Here is a 24,230-nt window from a genome sequence, read left to right on the forward strand (position 1 = left end):
AATAAAATTTATTTAAAATAATAAAAAACTTTATATCTTCTGTAAAACCTTCTCCACAAGTTCTCGGTTTTCAAACAATGTACATCCACCTTTATGATCCTTTAACACTCCATGTAGATTTCGTATTTCTTTTAATGTAGGTGAAGCTAAAGCTTCTTTAAGAGTTAAATCTGTCAAATTAACGTCAGAATATGGTGCAAAAGGACATGCTTCAACCCCACCTCTTGAATTGATATGAATAAATCCTCTACCAGCAGCTAAGCATCCTCCAAATACCTTTTCATCTCCAGGAAAAGATATAAATATTCCACTATATTTTTTTCTCAATTCATTAAGTGTGACATCAAGTTCACCCCTATGCGTATCAGATATCACAAGATTTTCAGTAGTGGTATCAAAAGGAACATATTCAATAAAGAAAAATGCTCTACATCCTTTATCAATATATTTTTTAATAAAGCTTTCACTTAGAACATCATAAAAATTTTCTGATGTAATAGTTNNTAGTTATTGATATTCCATAAAATATATTTCTTTTTTTAAGTAAATCAAAACTTAATGAAACTCTTTCAAATACCCCTTCTCCTCTTCTACCATTCGTTTGCTCTTTATCTCCTTCTATACTTATAACTGGCATAAGATTTCTACATGTAGCAAAAAACTGTGTCCACTCTTCATCAATCAATATCCCATTTGTAAACATAGGAAAAATAATTTCTGGAAATTTTATACACTCTTTAATGACTTTATCTTTAGTAAGTGGTTCACCTCCTGCAAGCAATATAAATGACATCCCTAAATCCCTAGCCTGAAGAAAAATATCTGACCACTGCTGTTCACTAAGCTCTAATGTACATTTATGAACTTTTGCTCTATCATAACATCCCTTACACTTTAAATTGCATGTGCTTGTAATAGACGCTATCATAAATGGTGGTACATGAAGTCCACTTTCTTCATATTTACTTCTAATATTTCCTGTGTTTTTTTGTTTTAATGCAATTTTTATAATATTTTTTGCTGAAGAGAAATCGCTAAGAGCTATTTTTGCAAAATCTTCAATAAGAAATCCAATTGATTTATTCAACATTTTTGTTAAGTTTTTATTAGATATATCAGAACAATTTTCTTTTTCCATTACCCCATCCTCCAGATTATCACTTTAAATATCTAAATAACTAATATAGTATTCCATAATAAATCTATATATCTATTTTTAAAATCTCTCAATATCTAGATTATTCATATCTTTTAACCTAAATTCTCTTTTTTATATATCTAATTTCATCAATTATATCCAAAATTCCTTTATCAGCATAATCTTCTCTTTATAATGTTTAAAGCTTTATTGATTTATCAATAACAGATTATGTTACAAAGAGAAACCTACAATTTGCTCTAATGTAAAAATTCCGGAATAAAAAATGCTATCAAAATGTTTTATTCTATAAGTTTTTAGTAAAAAATGAGCCATCTCACTTCTATATTGAGATAGCTCACTTATTAAAACCTTAATTCAATATTAATTTTTAAGCTTAATCCACTCTTCCAATTGCTACTTTTTCAATCTGTTGGTTATGTTTATCATTTAAACGTCTTATTTCATAAATTAAGAATAAAACTGTTACTAATGATGCTAAAAAGTCTGCTATTGGACCTGCAAACCATATGCCATTTAACTCCATAAATTTAGGTAATACTAAAAGAAGCGGTATTAAAAATATAACTTGTCTTGTCATACTTAAGAATATAGACTTTTTAGCTTTTCCTATGCATTGGAAAAAGTTAGAACTTACTATTTGTAAACCTACTATAGGTAACATAAACAGATAAGTTTTAAGACCTTTTGTTCCTACTTTAATAAGCTCTGCATCATTATTAAAGAACTTTATTATAGCTTCTGGGAACAACTGTATAGCTAAAAAGCCCAATATACAAATTGATGATGCCCCTATTATTGCATACTTTAATGTATCCTTAACTCTTTTATAATTTTTTGCTCCGTAGTTATATCCTATTATAGGTTGTGCACCCTGATTAATTCCAAAAATAGGCATTAAGAATATCATAGATACACTACTTATTACTGTCATAGCTCCTACAGCGGTATCTCCACCATAAGTACTTAAAGCCCTATTAGATATAGCTGATACAACACTAGCTACTAATTGCATTGCAAAAGGAGATATTCCTATAGCAAATATTGATTTTACTATGTGAGATTTTAATTTGAAATTCTCCTTTTTTATCTTAAGCATACTATTTCCTCTAAAATAGTACATTAGGGTCCATATAGCTGATCCTATTTGGGATATTACTGTAGCTATGGCAGCTCCCTCTATTCCCATACCAAATACAAATATAAATATAGGGTCTAATATAGTATTAAGTCCTGCGCCAAATAGCATTGTATACATAGATATTTTAGGATTACCCTCTGCCCTTATAAGATTATTTAACCCAAAAGCTACATTATTGAATACATTTCCAAGTAATATTATTCTTATGTAAGATAAAGCATATCCTACGGTCTTTTCTGATGCTCCAAGGCCCCTTAATATAGGTTCTGCAAAAATTAGTCCAAGTATAGTAAGTGATATATTGATTACTATCATAAGAAAGAAAGCATTACCTAAAATCTCTTCAGCCTCATCCTTCTTTTTCTGACCTAACCTTATAGATACCGTTGCTCCAGCACCTACTCCTACAAGCATAGCAAAAGCAAGTAAAATTGTTACTATTGGAAAGGTAAGTCCTATTCCTGTAATAGCTAAATTACCAGTCTCAGGTATTTTACCTATAAATACTCTATCTACTATATTATATAACGCATTTACTAACATTCCCACCATACTAGGAATGGAAAAGCTAATAAGAAGCTTCTTTATATCTTCACCTGCTAATCTCTTGTCTCTATCCTTATCCATATTTCTCCTCCTTAAACGTGATTTTTAGAATTATTAACCATTCTTTTTAATAAACTTATTGCTAAAGCTTTTTCTTCTTCTGTAAAATCTTTAGTAAGTACTCTATTTGCCTCTGCTAGTATTTCAAAAAACTCTTTTTCTATGTATTTTGCTTTATCAGTTAAAAAAACTCTGTAAGCCCTTTTATCTTCCTCATCCACAACCCTTATTATATAGCCTAGTTCTTCTAATCTTTTTAATGCTCTTGCAGTAGTGCCTTTATCTATATTTAAATTTGAGCTTATACATTCTTGATTAATTCCATCATTAGAATATAAATGTATCAAAAAAACATATTGTCCACTACCTATACCAAATTTACTAAAAGATTTTGAAGCTAGTTTTCCATTCATCCTATACACTTGTGCTATATATTTCCCTATGCTATCACACTTATGCAAGTGCCTACACCTCACTTTAAATTAGTTGCAATACCAACTTTTTGGACGCAATTATACATCTATGGTGGTCTTTTGAAGAATTCCCTCCATAGTTAACTAAATTTAATCACAATCTATTTACATGCTTTATAACAATAATACTTTCAAAATTAACTTCTTATTAATTTAAAATTTAGTTGTGTCCACAACTAATTATATCTAATTGCCTCTATTATAGCAAGATTTTTTATGATGATTAGACCCACTATTTCTATTTATATAGGATCCCACAATAAAAATTTAACTTATACTTGATTTTAATTTGCATTCATAAAAATTCTTTTTTATGAATGTAAATTAAGAATGAAAAATGAAGAATTATAGTTAAAACTCTACTGCTAAAGCCTTTGGAGTTTTTTTTTATAAATTTTATTTTAAAAAACTCACCTCTAGTAAATTTTTTCATGAATTCTTCATTATTAATTGCTAATCCTTAATTTCTAAGAATTTAAGCTATTCTTATAGAAAACTTATTTTTCATTTTAAAATTTATCAATATCTAGATTATTCATGTCTTTTAACCTAAATTCTATTTTTCATATATCTAATTTCCTCAATTATATCTGAAACGCCTTTATCAATATAATCTTCTCTTATATTTGATACGTTTAATTTAAGCATCCTTTCCTTTGGAAATAAGTCCAAATAATGTCCCTCTTCTGCGGCTACTATAATAGATTTCTTTTTTAATCTATTTATGAGTTTTTCACTGGATATTCTATTATCTATGGTTATATAGGTATGAACACAAGGATTTTTAACAGATTTATATTCAAAAATACTATCACAGCTTTTAAATTGTTTTTCTAAGGAATTATTTAAATACCTAGCTCTTAAAGAATAAGAAGATTTAATCTTTTCTTTATGACGATCAAACATACCACTTTTAATATAGATTTCTAATGCTGCTTGAGAAAGCATAGAGCTATCTACATCCATAAGTCTTTTATATTTACTAAAGTTTTCAAGAATAGAATTAGGGATAACAGCAATACCTATTCGTAAGCCTGGAAAGATAATCTTGGAATAGCTCTTTAAATAAATAACTTGTGAAAAGTCATCATAGGTATAAATAGGATCTGCTTTGGAATTCTGTTCTAAATCAGCTAAATAATCATCTTCCACAATAAACACATCATATTTTTGTGCCAGCTTTACAATAGCTTTTTTTTCTTTTTGAGAATAAGACGTTCCTAGTGGATTATGAAATCTTGGCATTGTATAAAAAAATTTGATATCTTCTGTTTTAAATAGTCTCTCTAACTCACCTAAGTCAATTCCTTCACTAGTTCTTTTAATACCTATCACAGGAATTTTATGAGTTTTCAAATAATCTATAAATAAATGATAACTAGGCTGTTCTATTAAAATTGTTTCTTTTTTATTTGGAAAAGGTATTGTACTTAATATAGCCAATGCCTGTTGAACTCCAGAAGTGATAAAAATATTTTCTTTATTAGTAAAAACCTGATAATTAGCTAATTGTTTTTGTGCTACATTAATTAAAGAAGTCAGCCCTTTTGGAGTTCCGTATATAAATAAATCATTTTTATATATATCGATTGCTTCATTAATGCAATGCTGAAAATCTAAATACGGAAATACCTCTGGATCCGGTGCTGAAGATGCAAAGTCCAATATTAAATTTTTATTATTAGAATTATTTTTTCTCTTTACAACATAATATCCACTTTTAGGTATAGAATAGACCATATGCCGTTTTTCTAATTCCTCTAGTGCTCTTATTATAGTACTTTTATTGCAATTATAACGATGAGTAAAATCACGAATAGAAGGAAATTTATCTCCTTCTTTATATTCTCCATTTTGAATTAAGCTCTCCATATGATTTAATATTTCCAAATATTTATACATATATTTTCACTCCTACTTTAAAATCTGTACCGGCATAGATAAGATTTATTTATATTGTATCATATACATTAATCCACTAATATATAAGTGTAATTAATGATAAATCTATACAGACAAACTACCTTAAAAATTAATATATAGTTAAATTAAAATACACCCTTGAGTATTTTAATTCACAATTATGGTGGAAATTAATTTTGCAAATTAATTTCTTCAAATAGATTTTCCAAAACTTCTCTTTTATGAGAGAAGTTTCAATAATTATTCATTGTCAATAGTCAATTTTCAATTGTATAAGTGATTGTATCACTTCAAAAATAAATAATTTTAAATTTCTCAGCTTTTGCTGAGAAATATCCACAATTGTGAATTGTGAACTATGAATTGTGAATTCAATAGTTTCAACTATGATACTAAAAAACATTAATTATTTTTACATATATTAATTTTATATCTGATATATCTATAAATATCTAGGAGGAATATATAAATGAGATTTTCATATAAAAAAAAGGCTTATTGTGCCGCTATATTAAATGCTCTTATCACAGGTCTATCTTTTTTGTTTACAAAATTAACTCTAACTGTAGCAACGCCTATTGATATACTTGCGCACAGATTCACAATATCGTTTATTTTTGGTTCTATACCTATTTTATTAGGATGGATAAAATTAGATATAAATAAAAAGGATATACTTCCTATCCTTCCACTTTCACTGTTTTATCCAATTATGTTTTTTGCTTTTCAAGCTTTTGGACTGACTTATATTTCTTCTTCTGAAGCAGGAATAATTCAAGCAACAGTTCCTGTTTTCACATTAATATTTTCAATATTCTTTCTAAAAGAATATCCTAGTATGCTACAGAAAATATCACTACTCTTATCTGCATCTGGAGTTATTTATATATTTCTTATGAAAGGTATAAATTTAAAAAGTAATGCTTTTATGGGCATAGTATTTATTCTTCTATCTGCACTTTCTTCTGCTGGAAACAATGTGCTAGCAAGAAAATTGACAGGAAAATATAGTCCTATATGCTTAACTTACATCGTAAATGCTATAGGCTTTTTATTTTTTAATATTGTGTCCATTACTAATCATAGTTTAAATGGAACTCTTAATCTTTATTTTAAACCCTTTGCCAATCCATTATTTGTAGTTTCAATAGTTTATTTAGGTATATTATCATCACTTATCACATCGCTACTATTAAACTATGCATTATCTAAAATAGAAGCCTCTAAGATGAGTGTGTTTATTAATCTCTCAACATTAGTAACTATGATAGCTGGTGTACTATTTTTAAAAGAAAAATTAGAATACTTTCATATCATTGGAGCAATCATGATTCTTCTTGGTATAATTGGAACAAATTTTTCAAATAAAAAAACAGTATCTTAAAATAATATTTTAAAATTATAAAAGTTGTAGATACATAAATATCTACAGCTTTTATTTTTACTAAAAACTTTTTATAATTCTCAATAGAATAATTTTTACTTACTTTTAAGTTACTATATAACAAAGAAGTGCCTACTTACCTCTTTTTTTATAATGATATATAGTTTAAATATGCTTAGAGCCAATTACAATATATAAATGGAGGTATGTTTTATGAAAGTAATAGCAATTAACGGTAGTCCAAGAAAAAATGCCAATACAGCTACTCTTTTAAAAAATGCACTTGAGGGAGCATCATCACAAGGTGCAGAAACAGAACTTATTAATCTTTATGATTTTAACTACAAAGGTTGTATCAGCTGCTTTGCCTGTAAAAGGATAGGTGGTAAAAGTTACGGAAAATGTGCAATAAATGATGATTTGACACCAATTTTTAAAAAAATTGAGGAAGCTGATGCTCTTATTTTTGGATCTCCTATTTATTTTGGTGATATAACTGGAGCAATTAGATCTTTTATGGAACGTTTGATGTTTCCTTATGCTGTGTATGAAGAGAATTATCCCTCTCTTTTTAAGAAAAAAATATCAACAGGTTTTATATATACAATGAATATTAGTGATGATTATGTAGATGAGGCTGGATATAAACATAACTTTAAAATTACAGAAAATTTTATGAGAAACATTTTTGGCTCATCAGAATCATTACTTGTTACCGATACCTATCAATTTGATGATTACTCCAAATATGTTTCAACAGTATGGAATGAAGAAAAGAAAGCAAAAAGACGAGAGGAAGAATTCCCAAATGATTGCAAAAAAGCCTTTGAAATGGGAGTAAGATTTGCTCAATAAATTGTTTAAATAGATAAAATTCTAATGCTAAATATTTATATTATTATTTTTAGATATAATAAAGGACCTACTTTAATGCAGTAAGTCCTTCTCTATTGAATATTGACAATGGACAATTGACAATTAATTTCTTAAAAATCTAATTAAAAACATAGGTTTTTAATTATTTTCTAATAGAAACCTCCTAAAATTTATTATATAAAAACAAAATAATAAATTTTAGGAAATACATCAGTTAGGAAATTCTCATGCTTTGCTGAGAATTCACCGCAATTGTCAATCGTCAATTATCAATTTTATAAACTATCATATCCAAAGCATACAGGAGATCCGTTTTCTTCATCAATCATAATTCTTGCTTCAATGTTAAAAACTTCTTTGAGCACAGATTTTGTAATTATTTCTTCTGGCTTTCCTACTGCAATTATTTTTCCGCCTTTCATTGCTACAATATTATGGGAAAATCTTGATGCATGATTAATATCATGTAGAACCATAACTACAGTACGCTTTCTTTCTTTATTTAGCTCTTCTACAATTTTAAGTACTTCTAGTTGATGGGACATATCAAGATAAGTAGTAGGTTCATCAAGAAGTAAGATATCTGTTTCTTGGGCTAATGCCATGGCTAACCATACTTTTTGTCTTTGTCCGCCAGATAAACAACCTATTTCACGGTCTTTAAAATCAGTAGCTTTTGTGATATTTATAGCCCAATCTATAATTTCTTTATCTTTAGCTGTCAATTTATTCATCTTCTTGCAATGAGGAAATCTTCCATAAGAAATTAATTCTTCAACCTTTAACTCTGGAGGAGCTACAGGATTTTGTGGAAGAAGAGCTAAATCCTTTGCAATATCTCTTGTATGGATTTTAGTAATATTCTCTCCTCTTAAATAAACAGCTCCGCTGCTTGACTTTATAATACGACCCATAGTTTTTAATAAAGTAGACTTTCCACATCCATTAGGTCCAATAATAGTAGTTACTTTTCCTTCTTCTATTTCTAAATCTATATCTTTGAACACTTTAAAGTTTTCATAGCATGTTTCTAATTTATTAACTTCTAATATACTCACCTTAATCACCTTCTATACTTTTGCTTTTAATAGCAGATACACAAAATAAGGTATGCCAACTATAGAAATAACAATTCCAACAGACAATTCTGCTGGAGCAAATACTGTTCTTCCAATAAAATCGGAAACTATAACCAATAACATTCCTATTAATCCAGCTACTGGAATGGCTCTCTTATGTTGTATTCCAACTAAACTCTTTGAAATATGAGGTGCAAGTAATCCTACAAATCCAATATTACCTGATACAGAAACACATGCACTAACAATGCCTATGGCTGACAATAATAATATAGCTTTTTCCCTTTCAGTAGATATTCCTAGACTTTTAACTGTATTTTCTTCTAATTGAAAGAGATCTAAGATAAATGCTTTTTTTAAAATAACAGGAAATAAAACAACTACCCAAGGTATTATAGATAAAATATATTTCCAATTGGCATTCCATATACTTCCGTTAATCCAAACTGTAGCCATTTCAAAATCTGAAGGGTTCATTTTTAAGGATATAAATAATGAAACTGCTCCTAAGCCTGAACTTATTGCTATCCCTACTAAAATAAGCCTTTGTGTATCCAACCTGCCATTTTTCCAGGCAAAAAGATAAATTAATATAGCTGACGTAAGTCCACCCATTAAACCAAATAAAGGCATAGCAAAAACAGAAAACCATCCTGTATTATTAATATTCCCTTGGAATAGGAACATGAATAAAACAATTGCCATTCCAGCTCCTGCATTTATACCTAAAATTCCTGGATCAGCTAAACCATTTTTCGTTACTCCTTGAATTACTGTTCCCGCAATTCCAAATCCAAATCCTACTAAAGCTCCAATTACAACTCTAGGAAGACGAAATTCAAATATAACCAAATCATTATTTGGATCAGGATTTATTCTAAATATTGTATCTATCAAATCCTTAATAGAAATATCATAAGTACCATTACTTATACTTATATACATTGCTGCTAAAATTAAAATAATACTTACTACAATTACAGTACTATATCTTTTTAAAGAATCTCTACGCATTTTTTTGCCCTCCTTTAGTCCTTGCTAAATATAAAAAGAAAGGCACCCCTATAAGAGAAGTTACAACTCCTATTGGTGTTTCAAATGGATAATTCAAAAATCTACTTACTATATCACAAACTGCTAAAAATATAGCTCCAGTAACCGCAGAGCATGGAATAATCCACCTATAATCACTTCCAATTAAAAATCTAATTATATGAGGTATTATAAGCCCAATGAAAGCTATTTTCCCTGCCAAAGCTACTGATATTCCTGTTAGTATAACAACCGTAGTCATAGCAATAATTTTTATAAGTCCAGTTCTTTGTCCAAGACTAATTGAAATTTCATCCCCCAAAGATAATATTGTTATAGATTTAGATATTGCCATTGCAGCTATCATTCCCACTATAGCAAAAGGTATTATAAACTTTATTTTATCTGGGGTAATTTGATGAAGCCTAGCATTGTACCAAAAACTTATGTTTTGTGAAACTTGAAAATATGTAGATAAAGCCAAAGAAATACTACTTAAAAAAGCACCTGTAATTGTTCCAATAATGGCAAGCTTTACTGGTGACATTCCATTTGGCAAAAGGGATGCTAGTCCAAAAATTATTAATGCTCCAATGGCAGAACCTATAAAAGAACCAATAATTAAACTCAATGAAGATGCTTCTGGGAAAAATATCATACAAATTGTAACTACAAAAACTGAGCCATCGGAAACTCCCATAATAGAAGGGGATGCAAGGTAGTTCCTTGTCACCCCCTGCATTAATGCTCCAGATACTGCTAAAAATGCTCCAATTAAAAGTGCACTTATAACTCTCGGTAAACGAGAATACATTATAATTTGATGATTTACGTTGGTTGAATCAAAATTTAAGAAAGCATCTCTTATTATGTTTATATCAATGTCCTTTGCTCCATATAGGATCGATAAAACCACTGTTAACACTATAACTATTGGCGATATTGATAAAATTAACATTGGTTTTGAAATCTTTTTTGACATAACACTATTTTCACTCCTAATTATTTAGATAACTCTGATACAGCCGCCTTTAAGAAATTTGATTTACTCCAAGCAGTTCCCCCTTGACCCAATGGATCAACAGTATTTACAAAAACTTTTCCTTCTTTTACTGCATTAATACTTTTCCAAATTGGATTATTGTTTAGTTCTTCTAATGCTTTAGGCTTGTCTGCATTTTCATTCTCTGAAAATTGAACAAAAATATAATCTGGATTTAATTCTGAAAACTTTTCTAGTGAAATCTCTTCTTGAGCTTTTGCAGCCTTAACTGGTTCTGGAGCTGTTAATCCTAAATCATTATAAAGGACTGGATTAAAGAATACAGTTTCAGGATAAATAAATATATTGCCGCTTCTTATTCTTATAGTAACTACTTTTTTATCTTTCATTTTATCACCAAGTTTTTCCTTAGCTTCTTTTGCATCTTCTTTATATTTCTCTATAATTTCTTTTGCTTTATCTTCTTTACCACTTAATTGACCCATAAGCATAAGGTTATCTTCCCAATCTGTAGATATGTGTGAAACTGGTATAGTATCCTTTACTTTGTTTAACTTTTCTAAAGTTTCAGCTGGAAATTTAGTTGATCCTAATATTATATCTGGTTTTAATGATAAAATAGTTTCAATATTAGGTTGAATTTTCTCTCCTATAGGTTTTGTTTCAGCTGTTATTTCTTTAAACATTGCTGGAAATTCTCCACCTACAGTAATTGCACCTAAAGGTTTTACATCAAGTATTAATGCATCTTCCATTGACTCCATAGTTCCTGTTATAACAATCTTTGCATCTTTACTTGGTACTGTATAATCTTTTCCTAAATAGCTTATTTTCTTTTCTTTGTTTTCTTGCTGTGATTCGTTGGTACTTTGTTGTACTTCCTTATTACCATTTGATGCATTTTCTTCGCTATTATTTTTACTACCACAGCCAGTTACACCAACAGCCACCAATGCTGATAAAGTTAATACTAATAATCTTTTTTTCATTAACATCTACTCCCCTTTAATATGTTATGTATTTTTATGTGCATATAAGTGCTTAACCTACTAAGATTAAAATTTAAGTACTTATATGCCATATGTAATTAAATTCAATATAAGGCTTTGTTTATATATAAACTTTTTATTGATAATGAATATCATTATTGATTATACTTATTAATAGTTATATTTGTCAATAAATTATTTATTTTCCTTGTAAAAATTATGCTATATATATTTCTTTTACGTAGAACAATCTTTAATTAGCTTGCTTTTACAGCATCTAAACCACTTATTATAAATATCTAAAATAAAATTATTAGTAAAAAAATATATGCAAACTTTTATTTATAAATCAATTAAGCGGTACTATACAATATATGATATTTTTTAACCTAAACTTAAAATAATTCCAAGATTTAGATGTTTATCTACTTGCCCATTTTTTAGTTAGATGATATAATTCAGTTTGTTTATATTCTTGATAATGATTATCATTATCTTGCATAAATAATATATAACAATAAATAGTCAAACTTAAAATAGGGGGATTATAAATGAAAAGAATTGCAATATATGGGAAAGGTGGAATAGGTAAATCTACAACAGTATCTAACATTTCTGCTGCACTTTCTGCTATGGGAAAGAGAGTATTACAAATTGGCTGTGATCCTAAAGCAGATTCAACTAGAAATTTAACTTATGGGAAACCTATTCCAACTGTACTTGAAACCTTAAGAAATATCGATGATAGTGATTTAACTTTAAAAGATTTAGTATTTGAAAGTGACAGTGGAGTTCTTTGTGTAGAAGCAGGTGGACCTATGCCAGGAGTGGGATGTGCAGGAAGAGGTATAATAACTGCCTTTGAAAAATTAGAAGAACTTGATGCCTATGAATACTATAAGCCTGATGTAGTTCTTTATGACGTTCTAGGAGATGTAGTTTGCGGCGGTTTTTCTATGCCAATAAGAGGAGGCTATGCTGATGAAGTATGCATTGTCACCTCTGGAGAAATGATGTCTCTTTACGCAGCAAGTAATATTTCCTATGCCGTAAAAAACTTTGGAAAAATGGGCTATGCTTCTCTAAAAGGTCTCATTTTTAACGCTAAAAACTTTGAAGGTGAAAAAGAATTGGTAGAAAAAACTGCAGAAGAAATTGAAACGGAAATAATTTATAGCATAGCTAGAGATCCACTAGTTCAGAAAGCAGAAGCTATGGGTATGACTGTTGTACAAGCATTTCCAGATAGTGAAATGACAAAAAAATATCATAATCTTGCGAATATAATTTACGGAAATAAAATTAATGAATAAATTTTGTAAGATTATTTACAAGAGGTGAATTATGGAAATTAATTCTATTTTAAAAGAAAATACTGATATTGATAATTTAAGAAAACTTTCAGATATAAAAAAAGATAAGGATATTAAGCAAGGTGCACATGCCATTTATCCTGGTCCTAGATGTCCTCTTGCATTAGTAACTAATGTTTTTTCAGGAATAAAAGGAGCTTCAACGTTGATAGTTGGTACAGCTGAATGCACTTATTACAATAAAAATATCTCCATATCCTCCAAGGATGAATTTGATGAAAATACTACTTGGTCTTATTCTTTAGATCCAAAGGAAGTTATTTTTGGCTGTAGAGATGGTGTTATTGAGGCATTGCAAGAAATAGATAAAACAGGTACAGAGGTAATAATTTTAGTATCTGCTTGCGTTCCTGAAATGATTGGTGAGGATTTTCAAGGAATAGCCCGTAAAGCAAATTCTATTTTAAATTCAAAGGTAATTCATATAAATGCTGCTCATTTTAAATGTTATAGTTCTGTTCCCTCAAAAGAAGCTTCTTTAAGTTCTCTTTGCGATATTATGGAAAAACAAAATGTTGAAAAAAATACTATTAATATATTAGGTGAGGGATCTAATAAGCTTCATAAAAGTGAAGTTATAACTTTGTTGAAAAATCATAATATAAAAGTTAATTGTACGATTCCACATAATCTAACAATTGATTCTTTACGTAAAGCTCCTTCTGCTGAGCTTTCTATTGTTACAGATATAGCAGCACTGCCATTAGCTGAAAAAATTTATGAGAAGTTTGGAACTCCATATGTTCTTTTTCCTCACCTTTTAGATATTGATGAAATAAAAAATGCTTACGAGGAAATAGCTAGTCATTTAGATATATCTATAGAAAGTGAAATAGAAGAACTTTATATAAAAACTAAAGAACAAATAGAAACCTATAAACCTGTTCTTAAAGAAAAAATATTTGCCAGTGGATATATGACATTAGACCCATTTATTCATTCAGCATTTCTTTCATCTTTAGGGATGAAACCAGTATACATAGAAGCAGATTATTTTTTTGATAAAAATAAATTATGGAGTAACAAAATACTTTCATTAGATTATAATCCTTATGTAGGACATACATTTAATTTTAGTACTATAAATAGAGCTTTAAGTTCATTTCCTATAGATTACTTCTTTGGTTATACACCAATAGAAAAAAATGAAACATCATCTATGCAATGTATAAGCTATAAAACTGGTGATTTTGAACTTGGATTTGAACAACCTTTAAGCCTCCTTAAAAATATCTGCTCCGTAGATAAATCTTATAATCATGAAACTAATAAGGAGGTGCATGAATAGTGGCTCTTTATAAATACTATCCTATACCTTCTGATAGAATGGGATCACTTTGGACACTATTACCTATAAAAGATGCTTATATACTAGAGTTTGGTACATCAGGAACTACTAGATTTGAATTAAACAGCTTTGCCAGAATGCAAGGTGAGCAAAATAGTAAAATCTTTACTACTCACTTAGATGAAACTGATATAGCGCTAGGAGAAATGACTCGTCTTGATAAAGCAATTGATGAAATTATTAAAGCTCATAATCCATCTGTACTTTTTGTTATGCCATCTACCCTTTCAGCAACTATGGGATCAGATATTGCTATGAATTGTAGAAAATATCAAAAGAAGTATAGTAATACACAAATAATCCCTATAAAAAATGATGGCTTTCAAGGAAATTGGACTATGGGAATTCGAGATACACTGGATACCTTAGTAAAAACTCTTCCTATAGATGTGAAGAAAACAGAAAATTTAACTTTTAATATAATAGGGTCTTGTGCAGATGATTTTAACTATCTTTCAGACATATATGAAATTAAGAGAATATTAAAGGAATGTTTTAATGCTAAGCCAATTTGTATAATGACTTCTGATACTGATATTTCTGACATAAAATCTATGGGAGCATCTCATATAAATATTGTACTGAGAAATGAAGGTATTAATGCTGCTAAAACTTTAGAAAATCGTTTTGGAACGCCTTATGTTTTTGGAAAGCCTTACGGTCTTAAGGGAACTTTACAATGGATTGAAAAAATTTCAGAGACCTTAAAAGTGAAATATAATGATGAATTTATAAAATCTGAAGTAAATGAGCTAGAAACTTCACTAAAAGTTGCATCATCTTATACTGCTCAATTTAACAAACCTTCAATTGTTATGGGAGGCCATTTTGATGTAGTGAGTGGAATAAGAGATTTTTTAAAGGATGAAGCTGGATTTAATATATCCTATGCATGGTGTACTTCTCCTGATATGAAAACAGATACTATTCCATTTTATAAAGAAAATCAATGGGAAGAAATAATAAAAAAAGAAAATTATCAAATTCTTATGGGTAATGCTGTTACACTTAGTTTGTGTAAAAGTAAATGTAAAAAGATACAAATAGATATTCCAAATTATGAATTTTACTTTTTAAAATATCCTTATACACCTTATGTAGGTTTTAGAGGAGCATTGCATTTACTAAATAAATGCTTAAATCCTTAAAATACCGCACAGTTTACAATGTAGAATTATAAATAAGCTAATTTTTTCCTTCTAATGTATTGTTCATTTCCACCTCTGTGGAACAGCTTAACCAATGGAGAATTGAGAATGGAAATTTGATAATTATGGTTGAAATTAATTTTGCAAATTAATTTCTTTAGATAGATTTTTAATAAAATAATTTAAGGCTTCTCCATAAAGGAGAAGTATCAATAATTGTCCATTGTCAATCATCAATTCGTATTGTATAAGGGTTCCCCTGAGGTGCAGTATAATTCGAAACAATACCTATAAACTTAACTATAATAAATATACGTATTACAATTAAAGTATTAGTTAATATATTAAATACTACAGTTGTAAACTGTGTTTTATAAATTTAATAATTATAATTACAACATTAAAAAACATTAACTTTTTCCCATGAAGACAGCTTTGAAATATATAAGCCGTCTTTTATTTTATCCAATAATATCTTTTTGCATTTTCTTACTCAAAGAATTTAATACTAATTCATATGACATATCTATCATTTGTTTTAAAATATCATCTGGAACCTCACCATCTAAATATACAGAGTTCCAGTGTTGTTTATTCATATAATACCCTGCAACAATGTCTTTATATTCTTCTCGTAAATGTTGTCCAAATAGTGGTTCACACTTTAATGTAATAATTGTTTTTTTATCTTTGTCTCCCCCCTGCATAGCAAACATTTTACCTCCTATGAGATATCTTGTTGCATCCCATTCTATCTTAAAGTCTTTTTCTGCTTCACCTTTAGAAAGACAATACTCATCAAGCCATTCATATTTCATATAAAACACCTTCAATTCTAATTAATAAATTACATCTTAATATAAAACAATTGTGTAACTTATTTAACTTATTTATGCAATAATTATAACATTATTTTCTGTTATAATTTGCTTAGTATTTTATCTATAATTTCCTTTCCTTGTATTACATTATGTCCTGAAATGCAAGTATCAAAATCTATCTCTTGATATTTTAAAAGTGTATCATTGTATAACTTTGGATCACAATAAAGACTTGGAACAATTTCATCCATATTATCTCCAATGTTATCCCCTGCATTGATAACTTTTTCTTCCTCATCAATAACAGTTATTGAGTCAATTGTATGACCAGGAGTATATATAATCCTTATCTTATCTTCAGGAAAATATAATTCCTCCTCAAATACTAAATTAGGCAAATACATTTCTGCTTCACCACAAACGTATCCCTTATTTTTTTGCATCATTACTTCCCAGTTTGATTCTATCATTTCTCTACATAACTTATGAGATATAATTATATTATCTTTCAAAGAGCTGTTACCCCATATATGATCCCAATGATAATGTGTATTAATTACCACTACTGGCTTAGGATCATTTTTTATATATTCCTTTATAGGAGCTACCCCTAGTGAACCTAATCCAGTGTCGATAATATAATTATTTTTTTCTCCCATAATTAAATGTAAGTTTAAATCCCAGAAATCTGATGGAGAACTAGTAAATAAAACATTTCTATTTTTTATTTTTTTAATTTCCATTAATTCATACCTCTTTCCTTACTAAATTTTATAAAATATAACAGTATATTCCCTTCACTGTTCATAAACTCCTGCTGCATTCATTATAATAAACAATGACTGACCCCATGGTGTCAGTCATTGTATTGATCTAATATTTTATTTGCATTTAGGCATATGAAAATAAATAACAAGTCAAAGATGCGACGGATATTTTGTGAAATACGATGACTTGGAATCTACTAATAGTGGTGCTATTAGTAGATTCTAAGGAAGAAGTAGTTCGCAAAATAAACTAGCATACTGACTAGTTATTTATTTGAATGTGCCTTATCTTAAATATTTAAGTTCTACTACTTCACAATTCATAATTTTATATAAAACATCCTGATTTTTTCATTATTATATCACTGTCTATTAATGTTGCTTCCTCTACTGAAATACCTGTATTTTTTAGAAATCCCTGTACTGCATGATATCCTACTGCATATCCTGCACTAACTGGTATACCTGTAGATTCGCATCCCTCAACATTTACAAGTTGATCTCCAAATACATATTTACGAACTTCATTAAATCCAGTAATATCAAGTGCATCTCCTATAATTTCAAAGGATTTTTCTAAGTCCTTACCTTGGACTGATGTCACCCATGGTCCTATAAATTCATCTCCATATAAGCTTGCCGCAAAACTTTCTGCTAACCCCTCTAAAGCTATATATTGACTAACAGATACATTCATAAAATTCCATTTTACATTTTTCATAAGTACATTATGATGAAATTCATGTGCTATAATTGACTTTAAACGTGGTAAATTATATTCATTAGGTGCAATTACTATTTGAATATATCCTGGGATTGATCCCATACCAGTATAGCCTTTCATATTTGCAAGAAATTCAGGATTGCCTATGAAAATTCCCAGGGTAATACTTTCTGGTAAATCTATATTAATATTTTTAAACCTTTCAGCAGATTCCTCAAGTGCTTCTTTCGCCATGCTCCAAGCATTTTCTTCTTGAAGCATATTTAACATATCATTTATTTCATCATCATGACCATTAAGGGGCAAATACCCCATCATTTCAGGTTCCATTTTCATATTCATTATATTATACATAAACTCAAATGGCTTAGCTAAATTGCTTTCATAAAATTCTAAACGATTTTCTTTAGGTAAATTAATCAATTCTTTATATAAATTATAAGTATCTAAAATTTTAATCTCCATACTATTCTTCCCTCTATCTAGGTAGTTAGCATTAGAATACCAACTACGTTTATTTTTTATTTTAAAATATTTTCTATATTTTAATGGTGTTAACCCCATCTACAATCTTATGATAGTCCTTTACGGACCGTTAAAGTCAACAATTATTTTAAAAAATTATAATAAAAACTTTAATTACCAATATAGTGGTGATTAAGGCTTGTTAGTCTACAATATAATCTTTTAAATTTTATGGTGTTAATTCTAGTGGAATTATTAGTTATATAGCATAATCAATATAGACATTATTCTTAATTTGCTGAAAGTCTTCTTTCTTCTCTAAAATTGCTACATAGCCTCCATCATCTTCATACTTTAGCCTTTCCGATCCGTATTCCTTATCCAAAATCTGTAGTATCTCTTGAATATTTTCTTGAATTTCCTTTGGAAGAGCTTTTAAGCCTTTCTTTTCATTCAAATGACTAACTTCTATCATTGCGTTACCTCTCTTAAAGATTAAAATACCCTTACCATATTTTCGAAGTAAGAGTTTTCATCATAATAATATATATTTCAAAATAGCATTTAATACTTTAACTTTATTTAATAAATGCAGTTATATGCTAGGTTATTTTTAATTCAGACTGTGTTAATAGGGAATAATAAATTTATGTTATAATAAGTTTATTATGTTAATTTAGAATTATAGTATATAAAAAGAAAGAGGTGAATACTTCTGAATAGTATAAAATGTGAACGTAGAATATATGATTATAAATTTAATACACATGCTCATTTATATGCTCAATTGATTTTGCCCATTCATGGTGTACTTTATATAGAAACCAATTGTAAAAAACTAGCACTAGACGATGAGCACTTGTTCTTTCTTCCTCCAGATTGTAAACATACCTTTAGAGCTAATAAGAGTAATGAATTCTTGGTTTTAGATATATCTAATAATATGCTTAATAAATATGATATGGAAAAGATGATAGGTGGAAGAGAATTCTTATTTGATGATAAATGGAAAGCTATAAGATATTTATTGTTAAATGAAGCTAACAATAAAAAAAGTTCTAGCTCCATTAATGACTTATTCCTCTACTGTTATCATTTTATTGCAGATGGAAGTATACCTGATTCTATAAAATATATTAACGAACATTTTACAGAAGATATAGATTTAAAAAAATTAGCAGATATTGAGCATTATAATATAAGTTATTATAGTGAATGGTTTAAAAATAAAATGAATGTCTCTCCTGTTGAATATATACAAAATCTAAGAGTGAAAAAAGCAAAGGAACTTCTTTTAAATACAAACTTAACGATTTTACAAATTTCTCAAATTGTGGGTTATGAACACAATTCATCATTTACTAGAGTATTTAAGTATTTAGAAAAAATATCACCTACAGAGTTTAGAAGAAAAATCAAAAAATAAGCTAAATACTAACTAGATTTTAGAAAAGACTTATCTAGCCAAAAAGTTATAATAGTATGCAGGTAACATTTTAAAGGACTATTTTAAAATAGTTCTTTATTTTTTTAAATAGTTTAGGAGGTAAAAATGAATAATAAAATAGAGATAATTATAAAGCAATTTGTAGAACACTATTCAGAAATGAGAGATGTTCAAACTAAATGGAAAAAACCTTTGGTAGCATATGCAGATGCCATGGATGAAATGTTTTATAATCTTAAAGATGTCATAAGTCCTTCTCATGCAATACCTCAAGATTTTTTACCAGAAGCCAAAACCGTAGTAGCATATTTTATACCTTTTTATGAAGTTGTAGTTGAAAGTAATATAGAAGGAAAAGAAAGTTCCAAAGTTTGGGCAAAAGCATATGTAGAAACTAATCAACTAATATTAGACTTAAATACTTTTATTAAAAATGAATTACAAAAATTAGGATACAAATCAAACATTATGCCAGCAACGCATAATTTTGATAATAAAAAATTGATTAGTGACTGGTCTCATAGACATGTTGCCTTTATTGCTGGGTTAGGAAAATTTGGGCTAAACAATATGTTGATTACTGACAAAGGATGTTGTGGAAGGGTTGGTAGTTTTATAACTGATTTAAAAATAGAGCCTACTAAAAGAAAAAATGAAGAGAATTGTTTATATAAGCATATGAATGTATGCAAAAAATGTGTGGATAGATGTGTAAATAATGCTTTAAAAGTTGATTGCTTTGACAGACATAAATGTTATGAAATGTGTTTGCATAACGATAAAATTCATTCAGATATTGGTTTATCAGATGTTTGTGGTAAATGTTTAGTTAACGTTCCTTGTTCTAAAACTAATCCAGTAAAAATAAATAAATAGTTCTATTAATACATATTATTCTTATATTGTGTATCAAATCGAAAGGAAGGTGTTTTTATGGTTACTTTTGACGATTTAATGAAATTAGATATACGAGTTGGAGAAATTATCGAAGTGGATTTTTTTGAAAAAGCCAAAAAACCTGCTTATAAACTATTGATAGATTTTGGTAACGAAATTGGTATAAAGAAATCGAGTGCCCAAATTACTGAATGTTATAAAAAAGAAGACCTTATAGGTAAGCAAGTTTTAGGGGTAGTAAACTTGCCGTCAAGACAAATTGCCAATTTTATGTCGGAGGTATTAGTATTAGGAATTTATGCTAAACAAGGAGTGGTATTAATTCAACCACAACAGCCTGTTAAAAAAGGTGATAAATTAGGTTAATGCATAATTTTCTTAATAGGTGAATCAAGGACTTACTTTATCATAGTAAGTCCTATTTTATTAAGTCTATATCAATGATAACGACTATATTTGTATTATGTTAAACTTCAAATCTTATAATACTGATACTAAGAAGTCTACGTTATTTGTGGTACAGCTCTCCGTACCATAATTAAAATATTTCCCCGTATGCAGAATATTTAATACTATTATCAAGTTTAAATTTTCATATTGATTTTTGAGTAGCTTAAAAATCAAAAAATATAAACTTAATATTTTAACCTCAAAATCTTAAAGTAATTTTATCTTAACTTTTTTATTATTTTGAAAAAGGTATTTACAACTAAATGAATTTGGTTTACAATAAATGTATTAAATATATTAAAAGTTCTGAAAGGAGGCTGTAAAATGTTAATTTACAAAGATAGAATTAAAAAATCCCTAAACAACAATATATACAGTCTGCTGTCAGTAAATTATTTATGTTAAGATTTAATAATATCTTGTATTATTTATGTGTATAAAATTTTGACCGCAGACTTCATATCTGCGGTTTTATTATATTCTATAGATATTAATGTGAATTACTTTTTCAGTTTTATTCGATGTCCAAACTACTGATATACTATCCTATATAAGTTAAGATAATCAGTAATACTACTCTAAATAAATTTTTCTAAGTTCAATGAAAGTAATTCAAACTACAGTGAAAGTAAAGATCACCGTATATCTATTTAAATTTGCATATAATTACCGCAGAGAAAATCTGCGGTTTTTTAATTTGTGATTTTATCCTATGTCTATTGCTGTTAATACTACTTCTTTTACAACAAGTAGATAACCAGTGATATTACCATGGATAACTTCTTTTAATCTTCTATTAGAGTAAAGTATTATTCCTAAGCTAACTCTATATGAAGATAAAAATCACTTTATCAATATTTTAGCCGCAGTGCAATGGAATGCTCTTAGAGTTTCCATTGTTTCTGCGGCTTTTATATATTTACTCTATATCTATTATTGCTAACACTTTCTATTATCAAATTTAAGTTAAGTAATAATAAGATTATTAATAAGCTCTTTTTAGCCTTAGATGTAATAAATTATTATCGCTAAGAACGCTTATGACTTGAAAAATAGCTAACACAAATTTATCTTAGGGGGTTTAAAAATGAGCCTAAAATAAAAATACTACGGTTAGTAGTAAAATTCAAATTTTTAATAGGAGGCAAAAAATGAGGTTAAGATTTTTATAGATAGAAAGAATTTTTAAAATATTATTATGATAGATATTTAATTGGAGGAAATTATATGATAACAGGAAGTATTAATGGAATAAAAAAAATAATACTTGAAAAGCTAGAGGGTTTATATGAACTTACAATAGATAGTCACAGCATTTTTTCTTATGAATTAGTAGAAAAAATTAATGAAATTAGTAGAACTATAAAAAAAGAAATATGCGTAGTTATTAATAGACGTGGAAAAATCACTGCAATTTCAGTTGGTAAAATTAATAATGTTGAAATACCACATATAAATGTTGCAGATAAAAAGCTAAGTGAATTTAGGGTAATTCATACTCATCCTAATGGTGAAAGTAAGCTGTCTTCAATGGACATTTCAGCCTTAGTAGATTTAAAATTAGACGCTATTGTTGCCATTGGAGTTAAAGAAAATATAGAAGATATCAATATAAATATAGGTTTCTGCGATGTTTATAATAATAGCCTTACCTTTAGAGAACTTGAAAATCTAAGTCTAGAAGATTCATTACAATTAAACTTTAAAGATAATATAGATTATATTGATAAAATAATTGGTGATGTAGTGCAATGTGAAGATGATGTTGAAAGAGCTATTTTAGTGGGAACTGATAGTGAAGAAAGTCTTGAAGAACTTAGTAATCTTGCAAAAGCTTGCAATGTTGTTCCTATATACAAAATATTTCAAAAGAAGAATAAAGTGCATTCTGCTTATTATGCAGGACAAGGTAAAGTTCAAGAAATAGCGCATTTAAGACAGCTTAAAAATGCTAATCTAGTAATATTTGATGATCAGCTATCAGGTTCTCAAATTAGAAATTTAGAAGGTGCTATTAAATGTAAAGTAATAGATAGAACAACCTTAATTCTAGATATCTTTGCAAGGCGTGCTAAGAGCAAAGAAAGTATATTGCAAGTTGAGCTGACTATGCTTACTCATAAACTTTCTAGATTAAGAAATGCAAATGCAAATCTTGCAAGAATTAAAGGTGGTGTTGGAGTAAAAGGTGGTGTCGGCTCAAAAGGACCTGGAGAGAGAAAACTTGAAACTGACAAAAGGCACATTGAAAGTAGAATAGAGGAAATAAAAAATGAGCTATCTAAAATAATAAATCAAAGAGCTATTCAGAAAGTAAAAAGATCTAAAAATAATATTAGTAAAGTTGCTATTGTAGGATATACTAATGCAGGTAAATCAACTTTAAGAAATAAAATATGTAAAATTGCTGCTTCTAATATTATAAATAAAGAAGATGTTCTAGAAGCTGATATGCTTTTTGCAACATTAGATACTACTGTTAGAGCTATAACATTAAGTGACAACAGAAAAATTACTCTTTCTGATACTGTTGGCTTTATTAGTAAGCTTCCTCATGAACTTGTTGAGGCATTTAAATCAACCTTAGAAGAAGTAACTGAAGCTGATTTACTCCTGCATGTGGTAGATGGATCAAATAAAGAAGCAATAAAACAAATAAAATCAGTAAACATGGTTCTTAATGAGCTTAATGCTAGAGATAAAAACACTATAATTGTTTTAAATAAAATTGACAAAACTTCTGATAAAAATTTAAAAGAGTTAAAAGACTTCTTAAAAGATGAAAAAATAATAGAGATTAGTGCTATAGAAGAAATAAATTTAAATGATTTGCTTCACATGATAGGTAGAGAGATTCCAATTAAATTGGTAGAAAAAGATTTTATTATACCTTATAGTGAGCAAGAGCTGGTTTCAATGCTTCATGAAAATTCGAATGTCATTAATGAAGACTACATTGAAGAAGGAACTCGTATTAAAGCCTTGGTTCATGAAGAAATTTATAAAAGGTGTATGGACTTTGAAGTAAAAACCTTCATCAATTGAAAATTGACAATGGACAATTGAGAATTAAGGTGGAAATTAGTTTTAGTCAAACTAATTTCTTTAATAGATTTTAAACTAGC

At 28.3% G+C, this 24,230-nt stretch carries 22 protein-coding genes; 9 read left to right on the forward strand and 13 right to left on the reverse strand.

Going from position 1 to position 24,230, the window contains the following annotated elements; genetic code table 11:
• Positions 1-30 precede the first annotated feature (30 nt).
• The 5 genes from B3603_RS19300 to B3603_RS19320 form a co-directional block, all read right to left on the reverse strand.
• Complete coding sequence (locus tag B3603_RS19300; RefSeq protein WP_291567969.1) at positions 31-327, reverse strand: hypothetical protein; 297 nt, start codon at positions 325-327, stop codon at positions 31-33.
• A 148-nt stretch (positions 328-475) separates the two neighbouring features.
• The gene (locus B3603_RS19305; RefSeq protein ID WP_291567971.1) at positions 476-1,138 is read right to left on the reverse strand and encodes a radical SAM protein; all 663 of its coding nucleotides are present in this window, start codon (positions 1,136-1,138) and stop codon (positions 476-478) included.
• Positions 1,139-1,535: 397 nt separating this feature from the next.
• A complete protein-coding gene (locus B3603_RS19310) occupies positions 1,536-2,927 on the reverse strand; it encodes an MATE family efflux transporter (protein WP_291567973.1) in 1,392 nt (463 codons plus the stop codon).
• Positions 2,928-2,938: 11 nt separating this feature from the next.
• The gene (locus B3603_RS19315; RefSeq protein ID WP_291567976.1) at positions 2,939-3,367 is read right to left on the reverse strand and encodes a MarR family winged helix-turn-helix transcriptional regulator; all 429 of its coding nucleotides are present in this window, start codon (positions 3,365-3,367) and stop codon (positions 2,939-2,941) included.
• A 561-nt stretch (positions 3,368-3,928) separates the two neighbouring features.
• Positions 3,929-5,281, reverse strand: coding sequence for a PLP-dependent aminotransferase family protein (locus tag B3603_RS19320; RefSeq protein ID WP_291567977.1), 1,353 nt, complete (start codon positions 5,279-5,281; stop codon positions 3,929-3,931).
• Positions 5,282-5,771: 490 nt separating this feature from the next.
• Here B3603_RS19320 and B3603_RS19325 point away from each other — a divergent pair, with 490 nt between their 5' ends.
• Together B3603_RS19325 and B3603_RS19330 are read left to right on the forward strand one after the other, a co-directional pair.
• Positions 5,772-6,686 carry a DMT family transporter gene (locus tag B3603_RS19325; protein ID WP_291567979.1) on the forward strand — a complete coding sequence of 305 codons (915 nt, stop codon included), beginning with the start codon at positions 5,772-5,774 and terminating at the stop codon, positions 6,684-6,686.
• A gap of 213 nt (positions 6,687-6,899) precedes the next feature.
• Positions 6,900-7,541, forward strand: coding sequence for a flavodoxin family protein (locus B3603_RS19330; protein ID WP_291567981.1), 642 nt, complete (start codon positions 6,900-6,902; stop codon positions 7,539-7,541).
• Between the two features lie 296 nt (positions 7,542-7,837).
• On the opposite strand, the gene B3603_RS19335 is transcribed toward B3603_RS19330, so the two are convergent.
• Genes B3603_RS19335 through B3603_RS19350 form a run of 4 tightly spaced genes read right to left on the reverse strand, consistent with a single transcriptional unit; the run spans position 7,838 to position 11,665 of the window.
• Positions 7,838-8,620, reverse strand: coding sequence for an ABC transporter ATP-binding protein (locus B3603_RS19335; protein WP_291567983.1), 783 nt, complete (start codon positions 8,618-8,620; stop codon positions 7,838-7,840).
• Positions 8,621-8,632: 12 nt separating this feature from the next.
• A complete protein-coding gene (locus B3603_RS19340; RefSeq protein WP_291567985.1) occupies positions 8,633-9,655 on the reverse strand; it encodes a FecCD family ABC transporter permease in 1,023 nt (340 codons plus the stop codon).
• The gene (locus B3603_RS19345) at positions 9,648-10,655 is read right to left on the reverse strand and encodes a FecCD family ABC transporter permease (RefSeq protein ID WP_291567988.1); all 1,008 of its coding nucleotides are present in this window, start codon (positions 10,653-10,655) and stop codon (positions 9,648-9,650) included. Before B3603_RS19345 ends, B3603_RS19340 begins: the two co-directional genes overlap by 8 nt.
• A gap of 20 nt (positions 10,656-10,675) precedes the next feature.
• Positions 10,676-11,665 carry an iron-hydroxamate ABC transporter substrate-binding protein gene (locus B3603_RS19350; RefSeq protein WP_291567990.1) on the reverse strand — a complete coding sequence of 330 codons (990 nt, stop codon included), beginning with the start codon at positions 11,663-11,665 and terminating at the stop codon, positions 10,676-10,678.
• A 551-nt stretch (positions 11,666-12,216) separates the two neighbouring features.
• On the opposite strand from B3603_RS19350, the gene B3603_RS19355 reads away from it, so the two are divergent.
• The 3 genes from B3603_RS19355 to B3603_RS19365 are packed head-to-tail and all read left to right on the forward strand — an operon-like array spanning position 12,217 to position 15,534.
• On the forward strand, positions 12,217-12,978 hold the full coding sequence (locus tag B3603_RS19355) for a nitrogenase iron protein NifH (RefSeq protein WP_291567992.1): 762 nt from the start codon (positions 12,217-12,219) through the stop codon (positions 12,976-12,978).
• 31 nt (positions 12,979-13,009) lie between these two features.
• Positions 13,010-14,326, forward strand: coding sequence for a nitrogenase component 1 (locus B3603_RS19360; RefSeq protein WP_291567993.1), 1,317 nt, complete (start codon positions 13,010-13,012; stop codon positions 14,324-14,326).
• Complete coding sequence (locus B3603_RS19365) at positions 14,326-15,534, forward strand: nitrogenase component 1 (protein ID WP_291567996.1); 1,209 nt, start codon at positions 14,326-14,328, stop codon at positions 15,532-15,534. Before B3603_RS19360 ends, B3603_RS19365 begins: the two co-directional genes overlap by 1 nt.
• Positions 15,535-15,995: 461 nt before the next feature.
• On the opposite strand, the gene B3603_RS19370 is transcribed toward B3603_RS19365, so the two are convergent.
• The 4 genes from B3603_RS19370 to B3603_RS19385 all read right to left on the reverse strand — a co-directional run bounded on the left by B3603_RS19370 (position 15,996) and on the right by B3603_RS19385 (position 18,786).
• Positions 15,996-16,352 (reverse strand): MmcQ/YjbR family DNA-binding protein, encoded by a 357-nt coding sequence (locus B3603_RS19370; protein WP_291567998.1) that lies wholly within the window; start codon positions 16,350-16,352, stop codon positions 15,996-15,998.
• Positions 16,353-16,453: 101 nt separating this feature from the next.
• Entirely contained in the window at positions 16,454-17,098 is a 645-nt protein-coding gene (locus B3603_RS19375; protein WP_291568000.1) for an MBL fold metallo-hydrolase, read from the reverse strand.
• 352 nt (positions 17,099-17,450) lie between these two features.
• The gene (locus tag B3603_RS19380; RefSeq protein ID WP_291568002.1) at positions 17,451-18,311 is read right to left on the reverse strand and encodes a DUF2268 domain-containing protein; all 861 of its coding nucleotides are present in this window, start codon (positions 18,309-18,311) and stop codon (positions 17,451-17,453) included.
• A 259-nt stretch (positions 18,312-18,570) separates the two neighbouring features.
• A complete protein-coding gene (locus B3603_RS19385; RefSeq protein WP_291568004.1) occupies positions 18,571-18,786 on the reverse strand; it encodes a hypothetical protein in 216 nt (71 codons plus the stop codon).
• A gap of 240 nt (positions 18,787-19,026) precedes the next feature.
• Between B3603_RS19385 and B3603_RS19390 the strand changes: the two genes are divergently transcribed.
• The 4 genes from B3603_RS19390 (at position 19,027) to hflX (ending at position 24,150) form a co-directional block, all read left to right on the forward strand.
• The gene (locus B3603_RS19390; protein WP_291568019.1) at positions 19,027-19,737 is read left to right on the forward strand and encodes an AraC family transcriptional regulator; all 711 of its coding nucleotides are present in this window, start codon (positions 19,027-19,029) and stop codon (positions 19,735-19,737) included.
• A 126-nt stretch (positions 19,738-19,863) separates the two neighbouring features.
• A complete protein-coding gene (locus B3603_RS19395; protein WP_291568005.1) occupies positions 19,864-20,634 on the forward strand; it encodes an epoxyqueuosine reductase in 771 nt (256 codons plus the stop codon).
• A gap of 57 nt (positions 20,635-20,691) precedes the next feature.
• The gene (locus B3603_RS19400; protein ID WP_291568007.1) at positions 20,692-21,021 is read left to right on the forward strand and encodes a tRNA-binding protein; all 330 of its coding nucleotides are present in this window, start codon (positions 20,692-20,694) and stop codon (positions 21,019-21,021) included.
• Between the two features lie 1,311 nt (positions 21,022-22,332).
• Positions 22,333-24,150, forward strand: a complete 1,818-nt coding sequence (gene hflX / locus B3603_RS19405; protein WP_291568010.1) for a GTPase HflX — start codon at positions 22,333-22,335, stop codon at positions 24,148-24,150.
• The last annotated feature ends 80 nt before the right edge of the window (positions 24,151-24,230 follow it).

Origin of the sequence: Clostridium sp. UBA2485, from assembly GCF_002341865.1 — a bacterium.
GTDB lineage: Bacteria > Bacillota > Clostridia > Clostridiales > Clostridiaceae > Clostridium_J.